Annotated in this window: 14 protein-coding genes; 1 reads left to right on the top strand and 13 read right to left on the bottom strand. The window is 72.1% G+C overall.

The window, feature by feature from the left end; genetic code table 11:
- Window positions 1-63 precede the first annotated feature (63 nt).
- From AB0L37_RS38010 to AB0L37_RS37950, 13 genes are all read right to left on the bottom strand, one after another.
- Window positions 64-972 (bottom strand): PAC2 family protein, encoded by a 909-nt coding sequence (locus AB0L37_RS38010; RefSeq protein WP_365516633.1) that lies wholly within the window; start codon window positions 970-972, stop codon window positions 64-66.
- Window positions 973-1,126: 154 nt separating this feature from the next.
- On the bottom strand, window positions 1,127-1,798 hold the full coding sequence (locus tag AB0L37_RS38005) for a FadR/GntR family transcriptional regulator (protein ID WP_365516630.1): 672 nt from the start codon (window positions 1,796-1,798) through the stop codon (window positions 1,127-1,129).
- Between the two features lie 100 nt (window positions 1,799-1,898).
- On the bottom strand, window positions 1,899-2,915 hold the full coding sequence (locus tag AB0L37_RS38000; protein ID WP_365516628.1) for an aromatic ring-hydroxylating dioxygenase subunit alpha: 1,017 nt from the start codon (window positions 2,913-2,915) through the stop codon (window positions 1,899-1,901).
- Window positions 2,912-3,145, bottom strand: coding sequence for a recombinase-like helix-turn-helix domain-containing protein (locus AB0L37_RS37995; RefSeq protein ID WP_365516626.1), 234 nt, complete (start codon window positions 3,143-3,145; stop codon window positions 2,912-2,914). Before AB0L37_RS37995 ends, AB0L37_RS38000 begins: the two co-directional genes overlap by 4 nt.
- A 19-nt stretch (window positions 3,146-3,164) precedes the next feature.
- Window positions 3,165-4,106, bottom strand: a complete 942-nt coding sequence (locus tag AB0L37_RS37990; protein ID WP_365516623.1) for a PDR/VanB family oxidoreductase — start codon at window positions 4,104-4,106, stop codon at window positions 3,165-3,167.
- 10 nt (window positions 4,107-4,116) lie between these two features.
- On the bottom strand, window positions 4,117-5,742 hold the full coding sequence (locus tag AB0L37_RS37985; protein WP_365516620.1) for a thiamine pyrophosphate-binding protein: 1,626 nt from the start codon (window positions 5,740-5,742) through the stop codon (window positions 4,117-4,119).
- A gap of 10 nt (window positions 5,743-5,752) precedes the next feature.
- Window positions 5,753-6,529, bottom strand: coding sequence for an SDR family oxidoreductase (locus AB0L37_RS37980; RefSeq protein ID WP_365516618.1), 777 nt, complete (start codon window positions 6,527-6,529; stop codon window positions 5,753-5,755).
- 19 nt (window positions 6,530-6,548) lie between these two features.
- Window positions 6,549-7,304: an SDR family oxidoreductase gene (locus tag AB0L37_RS37975; RefSeq protein WP_365516615.1), complete on the bottom strand. Its 756-nt coding sequence runs from the start codon at window positions 7,302-7,304 to the stop codon at window positions 6,549-6,551.
- On the bottom strand, window positions 7,297-7,818 hold the full coding sequence (locus AB0L37_RS37970; protein ID WP_365516612.1) for a cupin domain-containing protein: 522 nt from the start codon (window positions 7,816-7,818) through the stop codon (window positions 7,297-7,299). Before AB0L37_RS37970 ends, AB0L37_RS37975 begins: the two co-directional genes overlap by 8 nt.
- Before the next feature lie 3 nt (window positions 7,819-7,821).
- A complete protein-coding gene (locus AB0L37_RS37965) occupies window positions 7,822-8,598 on the bottom strand; it encodes an alpha/beta fold hydrolase (RefSeq protein WP_365516609.1) in 777 nt (258 codons plus the stop codon).
- Window positions 8,595-9,392 (bottom strand): aspartate dehydrogenase domain-containing protein, encoded by a 798-nt coding sequence (locus AB0L37_RS37960; protein ID WP_365516606.1) that lies wholly within the window; start codon window positions 9,390-9,392, stop codon window positions 8,595-8,597. The genes AB0L37_RS37965 and AB0L37_RS37960 overlap by 4 nt, the downstream gene beginning before the upstream one ends.
- Entirely contained in the window at window positions 9,389-10,294 is a 906-nt protein-coding gene (locus tag AB0L37_RS37955; protein WP_365516603.1) for a VOC family protein, read from the bottom strand. Before AB0L37_RS37955 ends, AB0L37_RS37960 begins: the two co-directional genes overlap by 4 nt.
- Before the next feature lie 23 nt (window positions 10,295-10,317).
- Complete coding sequence (locus AB0L37_RS37950) at window positions 10,318-11,799, bottom strand: aldehyde dehydrogenase family protein (RefSeq protein ID WP_365516600.1); 1,482 nt, start codon at window positions 11,797-11,799, stop codon at window positions 10,318-10,320.
- Between the two features lie 254 nt (window positions 11,800-12,053).
- On the opposite strand from AB0L37_RS37950, the gene AB0L37_RS37945 reads away from it, so the two are divergent.
- Window positions 12,054-13,418, top strand: coding sequence for an MFS transporter (locus tag AB0L37_RS37945; RefSeq protein ID WP_365516597.1), 1,365 nt, complete (start codon window positions 12,054-12,056; stop codon window positions 13,416-13,418).
- Window positions 13,419-13,494 lie beyond the last annotated feature (76 nt).

The raw sequence follows: 13,494 nt of genomic DNA, 5'->3' as shown, positions 1-13,494 counted from the left end.
TCGGCATCCCCGCCACCCTCGACGACGGCTCGCCGTTCCCGCACCGCGAACTCATCGTGCTCGTCACCGGCGTGGTGATCGTGGTGACGATGGGGGCGGGCGGGTGCGGCCGCTCGGGTCCTGCGGCGACCCCGGATCGCGGCGGCGCAGATAGCGCTCGAACTCGCGGGCGATGGCCTCGCCGGACGCCTCCGGCAGCTCCGCGGTGTCCCGCGCCTCCTCCAGCGTCTGGACGTACTCGGCGACCTCGCTGTCCTCCGCCGCCAGCTCGTCCACGCCACGCTGCCAGGCCCGCGCGTCCTCGGGCAGCTCGCCCAGCGGGATGCGCAGGTCGATCAGGTCCTCCAGGCGGTTGAGCAGCGCCAGCGTCGCCTTCGGGTTCGGCGGCTGCGACACGTAGTGCGGGACCGCCGCCCACAGCGACACGGCGGGCAGCCCCGCGTGCGTGCACGCCTCCTGGAGGATGCCGACGATGCCCGTCGGACCCTCGTACTTGGTCTCCTCCAGGTCCATCCGCGTGGCCAGGTCCGCGTCGGAGGTGACCCCGCTGACCGGCACCGGCCGGGTGTGCGGGGTGTCGCCGAGCAGCGCGCCCAGGATGACGACCAGCTCCACGCCCAGTTCGTGCGCGAAGCCCAGGATCTCGTTGCAGAACGACCGCCAGCGCATGGACGGTTCGATACCCCGCACCAGGACCAGGTCACGCGGCTTGTCGCCGCCCACGCGCACCACGGAGAGCCTGGTCGTCGGCCAGGTGATCTTGCGCACACCGTCTTCGAGGAAGACCGTGGGCCGGTTGACCTGGAAGTCGTAGTAGTCCTCGGCGTCCAGCGCCGCGAACACCTCGCCCTTCCACTCCTTGTCGAGATGCGCGACCGCGGTGGAGGCGGCGTCGCCGGCATCGTTCCAGCCCTCGAACGCGGCCACCATGACCGGGTCGACCAGCTCGGGAACCCCCTCGAGCTCGATCACCCAGCGCCTCCTTCCGACGTGCCCTCGCCTACCTGCCCACCTTACGGCGTCGACGGGGGCCCTCCGCAGCCCCCTGGAACCCGGGGGCTGCCCGGACACTGCCCCGAGTCGCAGGCCCGCACTCCCCGGACGTCGCGGAGTTCACGGGCGACGTTCACAAGGTCGAGCGCAGCCACTGCTCCACGCTCGCGATGTGCACGGTCGCCCAGGACCTGGCCGCCTCCGCGTCCCCGTCGCGCAGCGCGGCGAGGATCGCACGGTGCTCGTGCAGGGTGCGGCTGACCGCGTCCTCCTGGGTCAGGCCGCGCCAGATGCGGGCCCGCGTGGTCGGCCCGGACAGTCCGTCGAGGAGGGAGCACAGGACCGAGTTCCCCGAGGCCTTGACGATGCCGCGGTGGAAGTCGAGGTCGGCGGCGACCAGCTCCTCGACCGACGGCTCGGGCCCCAGGTCGTCGAGTTGCGCGGCGAGCTTGTCCAGCTGCTCAGGATCGATCTGCGTGGCGGCGAGGGCCGTCGCCGCGGGCTCCAGGATGCGGCGTACGGCGAGGAACTCCAGGACCGTGTCGTCGCGGTGGAAGTCGACGACGAAACTCAGCGCCTCGAGCAGCAGTTGGGGATCGAGACTGGTGACGTACGTGCCGTCGCCCTGCCGTACGTCGAGGATGCGGATCAGGGAGAGGGCGCGCACCGCCTCGCGCAGGGAGTTGCGGGACAGCCCGAGGTCGGCGGCGAGCTCGCTCTCCTTGGGGAGCCGGTCGCCGGGGCGCAGCGCGCCCGAGACGATCATGCCCTTGATCTTCTCGATCGCTTCGTCGGTGACGGCCATGGCAGCCCCCTCTGCTCGTGCCCGGAGGGCCCACACCTCCGATGTCTCGGACCATTATGGGCGTACGGGCGGCGCGGGGGCTGCCGGGTCGGACAGCTGCTCAGACGGACGAGGCCTGGGATTCGGCGCCGCCGCGGTACAGACGGCGCAGCCGGACCACGCCGAGGTCGTGCTGGTAGAGGTTCTCCCGCTGGTCCGCGTCGGCCGGCATGGCCTCCAGCATCACCCGGTCCTGTTCGAGGACGTCCCAGTGCCGCCGCTCGATCAGCGTCTTGTACAGGAACCGCCAGGTGTCGCGCTCCCAGCCCTGCACGGTGCGGTAGCGCCAGAAGAAGACGGCGCACCGCTCGGCGTCGACCGGCCGGACCATGCCGACGATGCCGAACGGGCCGCCCGGACCGGCGGACGGCGGGTACGGGATCGACAGGTCGACCCAGTCGACCCCCGTGCGGCACAGCTCCACCCAGTCGAAGTTGACGCCCCGCTGGTCCGTCTTCTCGAAGAAGTAGCCGCGGTCGGTCTCGCGGATGCGGAACTTGGCGGTGGTGTCGCCGTCGAACATCGTGTGCGAGTCGTGGTGCAGGAACTGGCCGTGCATGGGGTCGAGCAGGTTCTCGACGGCGTAGCGCCACGGCACGTTCCACTCGGCGTAGCACAGGATCGCGTCGGTGTCGGGGTCGGTGAGCGGCTCCGGCAGCGTCAACTCAGCCGGTTCCGGGTGGTGTTCGTCCCCGAAGTAGGCGAGGACGGCGCCCGCGACCTCCCGTACGGGAAGCGATGTGACGAGCTTCTTGCCCTCCAGGTTGCAGCCGGGCAGGCCCGGCACGGACGAGACGGTGCCGTCGGTCTCGATCTCGACGCCGTGGTACCAGCAGGCCACCCGGTCACCCAGGTGCTTGCCGAGCGACAGCGGGGCGCCGCGGTGCGGACAGCGGTCGGCGAGCATGCTCAGGGCGCCGTCGGAACGGCGGAAGAGCAGCCACTGCTCGCCGATGACGGTGACCTTGCGCATCGCGCCGGGCGCGACGAAGGACGACGGCACGACGGGGTGCCACTGGTTGCGCAGCCCGGTCGCGTAGATGTGGTCGGCGGTGAGGGTGGTGGTCACGGCGGTCACGCTCCCAGTCGGTGCATCTCGGCGCGGAAGGATTCCTCGGTCCAGGCGGCGCCGTCGGGGGCGTGCACCTGGCGGCTGTTCAACCCGCGTACGACATCGGCGAGTTGATGTCCTTCCTTGGTGAAGACCTCCTCGAGCGTGGCGGCCAGCTTGTACTCGTAGGGGGTCGGCTCGTGGGTACGGGACTGGTGGATCTCCAGGTACGGCCAGTCGGGCTCGGTGCTGCTCATCGATGTCTCCAGGAGGTCGTTACAGGTCGAGGACGAGGCGGGAGCCGGCGGCGCAGCGCGAGACGCAGATCATCATCGAGGCGTTCGCGGCGTGCTCGGCTTCCGAGAGGAGGAAGTCGCGGTGGTCGGGGGCGCCGTCGAGCACCCGGGTCTCGCAGGAGCCGCAGATGCCGTCGCGGCAGGAACTGGAGACGTCCAGGCCGGCCTGTTCGGCGGCGTCCAGGATGGACGTGTCGGCGTCGACGGTGAGGGTGAGTCCGGAGGTGCGGCACTCGACCTCGAACTCCCCGTCGTGCTCGGCACGTTCGACGACGGGCGCGGCGAACCGCTCCAGGCGCAGCCGCCCCTCCGGGCAGCGCTCCTCGACCGCGGCGAGCAGCGGCTCGGGCCCGCAGCAGTACACCAGCGCTTCGTCGGGCAGCCCGGCGAGCACCGCGTCCAGGTCGATGTGACCCAGCTCGTCCTGCGGTACGAGCGTCAACTCGCCCCCCAGTGCCGCCAGTTCCTCGGTGAAGGCCATCGAACCGCGCCCGCGGCCGCCGTACGCCATGCGCCACGCGGCGCCCCGCCGGGCGGCCTCCCTGGCCATCGCGAGGAGCGGGGTGACGCCGATACCGCCCGCGACGAAGACGTACGCGGGCGCGTCCTCCAGGGCGAAGTGGTTGCGCGGCTCGGACACGGTGAGGAGCTGTCCGGGCCGCAGTGCCGTGTGCACATGGCGTGAACCACCGCGCGAGGACGGCTCGTTGAGCACGCCGATGCGATACGTGCAGGCGACGGCCGGGTCGCCGCACAGGCTGTACTGGCGGATGTGTCCGCCCACGTGCACGTCGATATGGGCACCGGGGGTCCAGGCGGGCAGCGGCTTGCCGTCGGGGTGGGTCAGTTCGACGGACAGGACGCCCTCGGCCTCCCAGGTCATCCGGCGGACGAGCAGCTCCAGTCGGCGGTCGTCGGTCATGGGGGCCTCCCTACGTTCCGGGGATCTTCACGGGCGGGGTGAACGGGTTCTTCATCGGGCCGAGCGCGGCCAGGTCGACCTCGACGAGCGTCGGCCCTTCGGAGGCGACGGCCCGCTCGATCACCGGCCGGGCCTGCTCGGCGTCCGCGATCCGCAGATACGGCAACCGGCAGGCGCGGGCCAGGAGTTCGAAGTCGGGTGTGGTCAGGTCGACGCCGGAGCGCCGCTCGCTGTAGCGGTCCTGCATGTTGCGCAGCACGCCGTAGCCGCCGTCGTTGAAGACGAGGACGGTCAGGCGCGGCCGTTCCTGGGCGACGGTGAGCAGTTCGCCGAGGTGTACGGCGAGGCCGCCGTCGCCCGCGATGACGACCGTGGGCCGCTCCGGAGCGGCGAGCGCGGCGCCGATGCCCATGCCGAGGCCCTGCCCGATGCCGCCGCCGCGCGGGAAGACGTTGGCCCGCGGGTCGTACATCTCCAGGAGCCGGTTGCCCCAGCTGCTCGACGCGATGGTGACGTCCCGGGCGACGACGGCATCGCGCGGCAGCACGGCCCGCAGCGCGTCACAGATCGCCGCCTGCGGACCGATGGTGTCGTGCAGGGTCGCCCGTACGTCGTCGCGGACCCGGCGGACCCGGCGCGTCCATTCGGGGTCGGCGTTCCCCGCGTGGGGCAGGAGCGCGGCGAGCGTGGCGGCCGCGTCGCCGTGCAGCGTGTGCGCGGCGGGGTACGCCCGGCCCAGGGCCGCCGGGTCGATGTCGATCTGGATATGAGCGGCGGGCAGCTCAAGACCGTAGTCGGCGGTCTCGTTGGACCGGAAGTGGGTGCCGACGCTCAGCAGCAGGTCGGCGTCGGCCAGCAGGGCGCGTCCGGCGGGTGTGGTCGCGAAGTTCCCGATGACCTGCGGGTGGTCCTCGGGCACGGAGCCGCGGCCGGAGTTGGACGTGAGCAGCCCGGCGCCGGTGGCCTCGACGAGCGCGGCCAGTTCGGCGCGAGCGCCGTTCGCACCGCCGCCGGCCCAGACGAGGGGACGCCGTGCCGCGCCCAGCAGGGCTGCCGCGGACACGAGTCGCGCGGCGTCGGGCACCGGAGCAGTGGCCGCCGGGACGTCGGCGGTCTCGTCCGTCTGCGCCGCGTACTGGAGGTCGATCGGCCACTCGACGCTCGCCGGGCCGCCGGGCGCCGCGAGGGCGGCGCGCGCCGCCTCCCGCAGTGTCCGGCCCGCGTCGGCCGCGGACCCGACCGTGGCCGCGTACGCCGAGACGGCGCCCAACATGCCCAGCTGGTCCTTCGTCTCGTGGATGAAGCCCCGCCCGCTGCCCAGGAACCGGCTCTCCACCTGCCCGGTGACGTGCAGCACCGACGTTCCGGACGCGAGCGCCTCGATGAGCGACCCGGCCGCGTTGCCCGCGCCCGTGCCGGTCGAGGTGAGCGCGCAGCCGATCGAGCCGCGGGCCCGCCCGTAGGCGTCCGCGGCGTTCACCGCGGTCGCCTCGTGCCGCACGGGGACGAAGCGCAGTTCCCGGTCGACGGCCTCGACCAGTGGCAGGTTGTGCACGGACACGATGCCGAAGACCGTGTCGATGCCCAGTTCCTTCAGGACGGCGACGAGGAGTGTGCCCCCGTTGTCGTAGGTCATGGGATGCCCCTCAGAGAATGCCGCGGCCGACTCCGCCGCAGACGTCGATGCCGGTTCCTGTGATGTACGAGGCGCGGGGGGAGAGCAGCGCGAGGATCGCGTACGCGACCTCCTCGGCCCGGCCGAGCCGTCCGAGGGCCACACCGCGGTCGGCGGCCAGCTCCGCCTGCCAGTCCTCGTAGGGCATGCCGGAGTCCGCCGCGGCGTGCCGGCGCGTCCACTGCCCGGTGTCGATGAGCCCGAGGCACACCGAGTTGACCCGGATGCCCTCGGGGGCGAGCTCCTGCGCGAGGGACGTGGAGAGGTTGAGGATGCCCGCGCGGGCGGCGCTGGTGGTGATCAGCCGCGGCTCGGGCTGCTTGGCGAGGACGGCGTTGACGTTGACGACGCTCGCCGCGCCGGATGCCTTCAGGTACGGGCGTGCGGCCTGGAGCGGGTGCAGGACCCCGGCGAACTTCAGCTCCAGCTCGTCGCGCCAGTCGTCGGCCGTCGTGTCGTCGAGGCGCTTCATGCGGGACTGCCCGGCGTTGTTGACGAGCCCGTCGAGCCGCCCGCCGAACGCGTCGGCCGCGGCCCGCACGAAGTGCCGTACGGCATCGGCGTCCCGCACGTCGCAGACGCCGGTGAACAGGCGGTCGTGCGCGCCGATCCGCCGCAGCCGTTCGGCGTCGCGGCCGCACGTGGCGACGTGCGCGCCTTCGTCGAGCAGGGCGCGGACCGTGGCCAGGCCGACGCCCGAGCTGCCTCCGGTGACCACGTAGGTCCGGTCGGCGAGGCCCAGATCCATAACTGATAGCTCCAGTCGGTCAGTTCATGGTGAAGCCGCCGTTGACGGCGATCACCTGTCCGGTCAGATAGCGGGACTCCTCGGAGAGGAGGAAGGCGGCGAGGCCGACCAGGTCGTCGGGCTGCTGGGGCCGCTCGACGGCGCGCAGGGTGCGGTACAGCTCGTGCCGCTCGGCCGGGACCGTCTCGGTGGCCTCGCACTCGGTGAGGCCGGGCGCGAGCGCGTTCACGGTGATGCCGCGCGAACCGAGCTCCCGTGCCATCGCCCGGGTGAGGGCGATCACGGCCCCTTTGGAGGCGATGTAGTGCGCGAGGCGCGGCGAGCCGTAAAGAGCCGCGTCCGAGGCGATGTTGACGATGCGTCCGGTGGCCCCGAACAGCGGGTGCAGCGCCTTGGCGACGAGCCAGGGGCCGCGCGCGTTCACCGTCATCAGCCGGTCCCAGACCTCGACGTCGATGTCCTGGAACTCCTTGCCGCCGACGCCGTTGGCGAGCGCGGCGTTGTTGACGAGCCCGTACAGTCCGCCCAAGTCCGCGACGAATGCCGCGAGTTCGTCGACGGACGCCGGGTCCGCCACGTCGCACCGCACGAAGTGGGCGTCGACGCCGCCCGCGCGCAGGTCCTGTGCGGCCGCCGCGCCCCGTTCCGGTTCGAGCTCGGCGACGACGACCCGGAAGCCGTCGTCGCCGGCCCGGCGGGCCATGGCCTGTCCGAGGCCACGGCCCGCTCCGGTCACGACGACCGTGCGTACGGCGTCACGGGACTGCTCAGTCACGGGTGACGCCGTGCATCGGCGAGTACTCGGGGTACGACGGCACCTGCGGCTTCTGCGTGCCGATGACGACGCAGAACAGGGCGTCCGTGTCACCCTCGTTCTTCAGCGAGCGGGTGACTCCGGCGGGCACCACGATCATGTCGCGGTAGCCGAGGGTGCGGTACTCGGCCTCGTCGGGGCCGCGGTGGATGCCGACGCGGACCTCGCCCTCCAGGACGAAGAACGCCTCCTCCACGTCGTGGTGGGTGTGGGCCGGGCCTTCGGCGCCGGGCGGCAGCAGCATGTTGGAGAAGGTGAAGCCGCCCGACGGGATGATGCGGCTGTCGCTCTCGTGGTTGCCGGTGGCGCCGGAGCCGACGTAGCGGATCTGGCCGCGGCGGTACTGCGGACCCGCCTTCTCCTGGAAGGAGAGCGTGTCGAAGTCCGCGACGCGGGACTCCTTCGAGGCGATGAGGGAGTCGGTGTACTTCCCGAGGTCGCCGCCGTTGTCGTACTCGGTGGTGGTCAAAGGCATGGCTCAGCCCTTTCGCTGGTCGGTCGCGATGTGCAGGTGGGACAGGACCCAGGCGTTGAACCGCTCGGGCTGTTCCTGGTTGGCCAGGTGACCGGCGTCCTTGACGATCACGTAGGCGGTCTTGTGCAGGCCCCCGGCGAGGACCTGGGAGGCCTCGACGCCGGTGACCGTGTCCCGGTCGCCGCAGACGACGAGCGTCGGCGCGGCGATGCCGGGCAGTTCGGGGCGCAGGTCGGCGTCCGCCATGGACGCGGCGGCGTACGCGTAGCCGGGCAGCCTGACGGACGCGGCCATGGTGTCGACGACCCGCTCGACGAGCGCGGCGGGCGCCAGTTCGGAGACGAGCCGGGGCCCGCGCCGCTCGGCGAAGGCGCGCGGCCCCAGCGCGGCCAGTTCGTCGCACCGCGCCCGCATGGCCTCGGCCTTGCGCGGGTCGGTGCCGGAGCCGGCGCTGGAGTCGGCGACGATCAGCGAGTCCACGAGCTCCGGGTGACGGGCGGCGAGCCGCAGCGCGATCACGCCGCCCCACGAGACGCCCAGGACGTGCGCCGACTCGCCGTACGAGCGGATGACGTCGGCGGCCGCGTCCGCGAACCCGTCGAGGTCCAACGGGCCGTCCGGGTCAGGTGACTTGGCGTACCCGGGCGCGTCCCACGCGATGACGCGCACCTGGCCGGAGAGGCCGGCGAGCTGCGGGGCGAAGGCGGCCGAGGACGAGCCGATACCGTGCAGGCACAACAGCAGGGGGCCTTCGCCGCCCGCCTCTTCCACGTGTGTCACAGGATCTGCCCCGACCGTCCGGCGAGCGCCGCGAGCGAGCGCAGCACCGCGTACGGCACGACCTGGCTGGTCGCCGGGTTGCCCGGGTCGGGCGCGTGCGCCACCTCGAAGCGGTACGCGCCGTGCGTGCCGGACGCCTCGATGACGTGCCGGGTCCGTGTCGCTCCCGGATCGGCGACGACCCGGACCCGCACAGCGTCCAGGTCGCCGACGGCGAGCGCGACCGAGGCCGCGACGTTCGTCGACTTGGGGAACTTCACCGGCACGTCGCGCGCGGTGCCCGCCATCACCTCGACGGGCCCGGTCGCCGACCGCATCCGGCCCAGCAACTCCGCGTCCATCCACGGTTGTTCGAGGGTCGACGGCAGCTTCGTCGTCGTGAGGTGTACGTCGTCCAGCGGGCCCAGCGCCCGCACCGCCTGGAGGAGGTCGAGACCGCCGACGGCGCCGCCCGTGAAGTACACCCGGCCGGGCCCGGCGGCGAGCAGGCGCTTGGCCAGCTCGTCGTCGGTGAGGGCCCCGGTCGAGGCGACGAGCAGATCGGTGCCCGAGGTGAGGACGCGCTCGCCCCATTCCCGTACGACGCCCTGCCCGGCCGCTTCCACGACGAGGTCGCAGCGTTCGATGGCCTCCTCGAAGGCGACCTGCGGCGCGGGGGCCGTCTCGCCGAGCGGGCGGTTGTCGACCAGGCACGTCAACTCGGCGCCCTGGACCTGCTGTTGAGCGAGGGCGGTGCCGACGACGCGGCCGATGGCGCCCCAGCCGACGAGCCCGACCTTGAGCGTGCGGGTCACTTCTGCTCTCCTTCCGGTGAACCGGCCATGTGACAGCGGATCTCCTTCGACGGCGGCCCGGCCGTGCCCCACAGGTCGGACAGCTCCGGCACCCGCCGCCACACCTTGGCGATCCACCGGTCCTCGACGACCTGCGCGACCTCGGACGTGTACTCGCACACGAGCCCGGTCGGGTCGGTGAAGTAGGAGAAGGTGTTGTTGCCGGGGCCGTGCCGGCCGGGGCCCCACTGCGGGACGATCCCGTGATGGCGCAGCCGCCCGAGGCCGCGCATGAAGTGGTCGACCGAACTCATCTCGTACGCCACGTGGTTGAGGGAGACCCACTCGGCCTGGTTGAACGCGATGCAGTGGTGGTCGGCGTTGCAGCGCAGGAACGCCATCTGGTGCTCGGACCAGTCGGAGACGCGCAGGCCGAGCACGTCGCAGTAGAACGCGACGGCCGCGTCGATGTCCGGGGTGTTGAGCACGGTGTGGGTGACGCCGACGGGGATCGCGGCGTCGCGGCCGCGCGGCGCGACGGCCCAGGTGTCGGCGGACAGCTCGACGAGCCGACCCTCGTGGTCGTGGAAGCGCAGACCGTACCCGCCGCCCACCTGGTCGAGCGGCCCGGGCCCGGCCACCGGCACGATGCCGCGCGCCTCCAGGCGGCGTGCCGCCTCGTCGATCTCGGCGGGCGTGGCGACGGCGAACACGAGCCGGCCGAGTCCGGTGCGCTCGGACCGGGTCAGCTGGAGGGCGTGGTGCTCGTCGCCGGTGCCGCGCAGCCAGCTCGCGCTGTGCTCGGCTTCGACGACCTCCAGGCCCCACGCGTCCTCGTAGAAGTCGGTGGCCTCGGCGAAGGAGGGGGTGAGCAGCTCGACCGAGCGCAGCGCGCGCAGCCGGGCTATCGGGGGGTGGGGCATATCGAACTCCGTTGCAAGTGTGGTCAGTTGGCCCAGGGGAGCGGCGCGTCGGAGGTGCCCCAGTACAGGGACTTCTGCCGTTGGTAGGCGCGGATCGCGTCGCGGCCCTTCTCCGTGCCGAGCCCGCTGTCCTTCATCCCGCTGAACGGGGTGGACGCGCTGAACTGCTTGTACGTGTTGATCCAGACGGTGCCCGCGTCGATCCGCCGGGCCAGGCGCCGGGCGGCCCGGTGGTCGCGGGTCCAGATCCCGCAGGCGAGCCCGTACACGGAGTCGTTGGCCTGGGCGACCAGGTCGTCCTCGTCGTCGTAGGGCAGCACGACCAGGACCGGGCCGAAGATCTCCTCCTGGCAGGTCCGCGAGGAGTTCGGCAGTCCGGCCAGGACGGTCGGCAGGTAGTAGGCGCCGGACTCGAAGGCGGGCCCCTCCGGCGCGGTGCCACCGCACAGCACGTCGGCCCCCTCCGACCGTGCGAGGTCCACGTACGCGGCGACGGCGTCCCGGTGCTTCACGTGGACGAGGGGTCCCACCTGCGTGTCCGGCTCGGTTCCGGGCCCGACGCGCAATTTCCGCACCCTGGCGACGAGTTCGCCGACGAAGTCCTCGTACAGCTCCCGCGCCACGAACAGCCGGGAACCGGCGATGCACGACTGCCCGCTGGACGAGAAGATCCCGAACATCACGCCGGCCAGGGCCTGTTCGACATCGGCGTCGGCCCGCACGATCGTCGGTGACTTGCCGCCCAGCTCCAGCGAGGCGGGGATCAGCTTCCGCGCGGCGATCTCCGCGATGGACCGGCCCGTCTCCGTTCCGCCGGTGAAGCCGATCCGGCCGACCAGCGGATGTCGTACGACCGCGTCGCCGACCACCCGCCCGCTGCCGGGCAGAATCGACAACAGGGCTGTGGGCAGGCCGAGTTCGTCGAGTGCCCGGGTGATGATCCGGCCGAGCGCGAGCGAGACGAGCGGCGTCCAGGCGGCCGGCTTGAGCAGGACCGCGTTGCCCGCCGCGAGCGCCGGGGCGATCTTCTGCGCGTCGCTGGCGACCGGCGAGTTCCACGGGTTGATCGCGCCGACGACACCGATCGGCTCGTACACGCTCATCGTGACGTAGGGCCCGCGCGACGGGGTGATCGCCTCCTCGGCGGTCTCCAGGGCGGCGGCCGTGTACCGGAAGGTGCCGGCCGCGCTGAGCGCGAGCGCCTTCGTCTCGGTGAGGGTCTTGCCGGTGTCGGCGGTCTGGGTGGCGGCCAGATCGTCGGCGGCCTGCTCCGTCAACTCCGCGATGCGATACAGGAGTCGGGCTCGCTGGTGGGGGAGGAGGTCGCGCCAGGCCGGGTCGTTGGCCGCCTCGGCCGCCGCCCGTGCCGCCTCGTCGACCTCGTCGGCCGAGGCGGTGTGCACGGTGGCGAGCACCCGCCCGGTCGCCGGATCGACGGTGTCCAGGGGCTCGCCGCCCCCGCGGCGCCACTGGCCCGCGATGAGGATGTCGGTGGGGTGCGGCACGGCGTGACCTCCGGCGGGAGCTGGGCTGGTTTTGCTGAAGTGCTAGAAATCTAAGGGCTTAAATAAATATCCGCAAGACCCCGATCGCCCCGCTGGCTCTCGCCTTCTACTCGCTTATGGCCAGCGCGAGTTACGCGGCGGTGACGGTCGCATCACCTCTCAGATGTCTAAGCGCCTAACCATTGACCGCTAAGGCGTCGACTCCTACTGTCACCGGAACTCCTCTGTTCGCGTGTTCGCGGAAGGACCCCTCCATGACGACTGTGGCCGGTAAGCAGGGCCTCGGCTCGATCGCAGCCAGACTCGAACGGCTGCCGCACTCCCGCTGGCACGTCAAGGTCCGATTCCTGATCGGCGCCGTGACGTTCTTCGAGGCCTTCGACCAGCTCCTGGCCGCCTCCGCCCTGCCCGTCCTGATCAAGGACTGGCATCTGAGCACCGGGCAGGCCACCTTCGCGGTCACCGCCGGCTCGATCGGCATGCTGCTCGGCGCCCTGGTCGCGGGCTGGCTGGGCGACCGGATCGGCCGGGTGCGCACCGTCGCCCTCGGTGTCGCGGTCACCGGCGCGGCCAGCCTCGCGGTCGCCTTCGCCAGCGGCATCGAGCTCTTCTCGCTCTTCCGCTTCGCGCAGGGCCTCGGCATCGGGGGCGTCGTCCCGGTCGCGGCCACCTATATCAACGAGATCGCCCGCTCCGACAAGCGCGGCCGTTTCGTCCTGCTCTACGAGATGATCTTCCCGGCCGGGCTCGCGGCGGCCAGCCTCGTCGCCGTCTGGGTCGTGCCGAACCTCGGCTGGCGCGCCATGTTCGTCCTCGGCGCCCTGCCCGTCCTGGTCGCGGCGCTGCTGCCGCGGCATGTCGCCGAGTCGCCGCGCTGGCTGCTCTCCCAGGGGCGGACCGAGGAGGCCGAGCGGGTCATCGCCCGCATCGAGGCGGAGGTCGAGCGCTCCGTCGGCGAGCCCCTGCCGAAGCCCAGTGCCGAGCTCGGTGAGGAGGCGGCGCGCGGCCGGCTCCGCGACCTGTTCACCGGCCGCTACCTGCGCCGCACCGCCGTCCTTTCCGGCCTGTGGTTCGTCGCGTACTACGTCAACCACGGCATCTCGACCTGGCTGCCCTCGCTCTACACCAAGAACTTCGGCCTGGACCTGACCACGGCGCTGGTCTACACGCTGCTCAGCAACATCACCGGACTGTTCGGCACCTTCCTCGTCGCGCTCGTCATCGACCGGATCGGCCGGCGCCCCGCTCTGGTCGCCGCGCTCGGCGGCACCGCCCTCTCCCTCGGTGTCCTCGCCTTCACCGGGGTCACCTCGGGGCTTCAGGTCGCCGCCTTCGCGTCCTGCACGACCTTCTTCGTCTACGCGATCAACGCGGGTCTCTACCTCTACTCGCCCGAGCTGTACCCCACCGCCAACCGTGCCCGCGGCGCCGCCTTCGGCGGACTGTGGAACCGGCTCGGCGTCATCCTCGGCCCCGTCACGGTCGGTGCCATCCTCGGCGCGGGCGGCGGGCTCGGCCTGGTCTTCGCCCAGTTGGCGTGTGTCGCGGGCGTCGGTGCGGTGATCGCCCTGTTCGCCGTCGAGACGAAGGGGCGGACCCTGGAGGAGCTCAACGCGTAGCCGGAACGCGGACGCGGGGGGCGGGGCGTGCGGGAGGGTAGAGGGGACGTGGGGTATAAATACGCATAGCGGGTGT

This window comes from Streptomyces sp. NPDC052225, from assembly GCF_040679615.1.
In the GTDB taxonomy this organism is placed as follows: Bacteria; Actinomycetota; Actinomycetes; order Streptomycetales; family Streptomycetaceae; genus Streptomyces.
Note: the sequence above shows the minus strand (reverse complement) of the source record. Positions and strands in the feature narration are given on the sequence as shown.

Coding starts and splice junctions, on each gene's coding strand:
- AB0L37_RS38005 (WP_365516630.1), bottom strand. CDS start 1,798: ATGGCCGTCACCGACGAAGCGATCGAGAAGATCAAGGGCATGATCGTC.
- AB0L37_RS37995 (WP_365516626.1), bottom strand. CDS start 3,145: ATGAGCAGCACCGAGCCCGACTGGCCGTACCTGGAGATCCACCAGTCC.
- AB0L37_RS37990 (WP_365516623.1), bottom strand. CDS start 4,106: ATGACCGACGACCGCCGACTGGAGCTGCTCGTCCGCCGGATGACCTGG.
- AB0L37_RS37985 (WP_365516620.1), bottom strand. CDS start 5,742: ATGACCTACGACAACGGGGGCACACTCCTCGTCGCCGTCCTGAAGGAA.
- AB0L37_RS37980 (WP_365516618.1), bottom strand. CDS start 6,529: ATGGATCTGGGCCTCGCCGACCGGACCTACGTGGTCACCGGAGGCAGC.
- AB0L37_RS37970 (WP_365516612.1), bottom strand. CDS start 7,818: ATGCCTTTGACCACCACCGAGTACGACAACGGCGGCGACCTCGGGAAG.
- AB0L37_RS37955 (WP_365516603.1), bottom strand. CDS start 10,294: ATGCCCCACCCCCCGATAGCCCGGCTGCGCGCGCTGCGCTCGGTCGAG.
- AB0L37_RS37945 (WP_365516597.1), top strand. CDS start 12,054: ATGACGACTGTGGCCGGTAAGCAGGGCCTCGGCTCGATCGCAGCCAGA.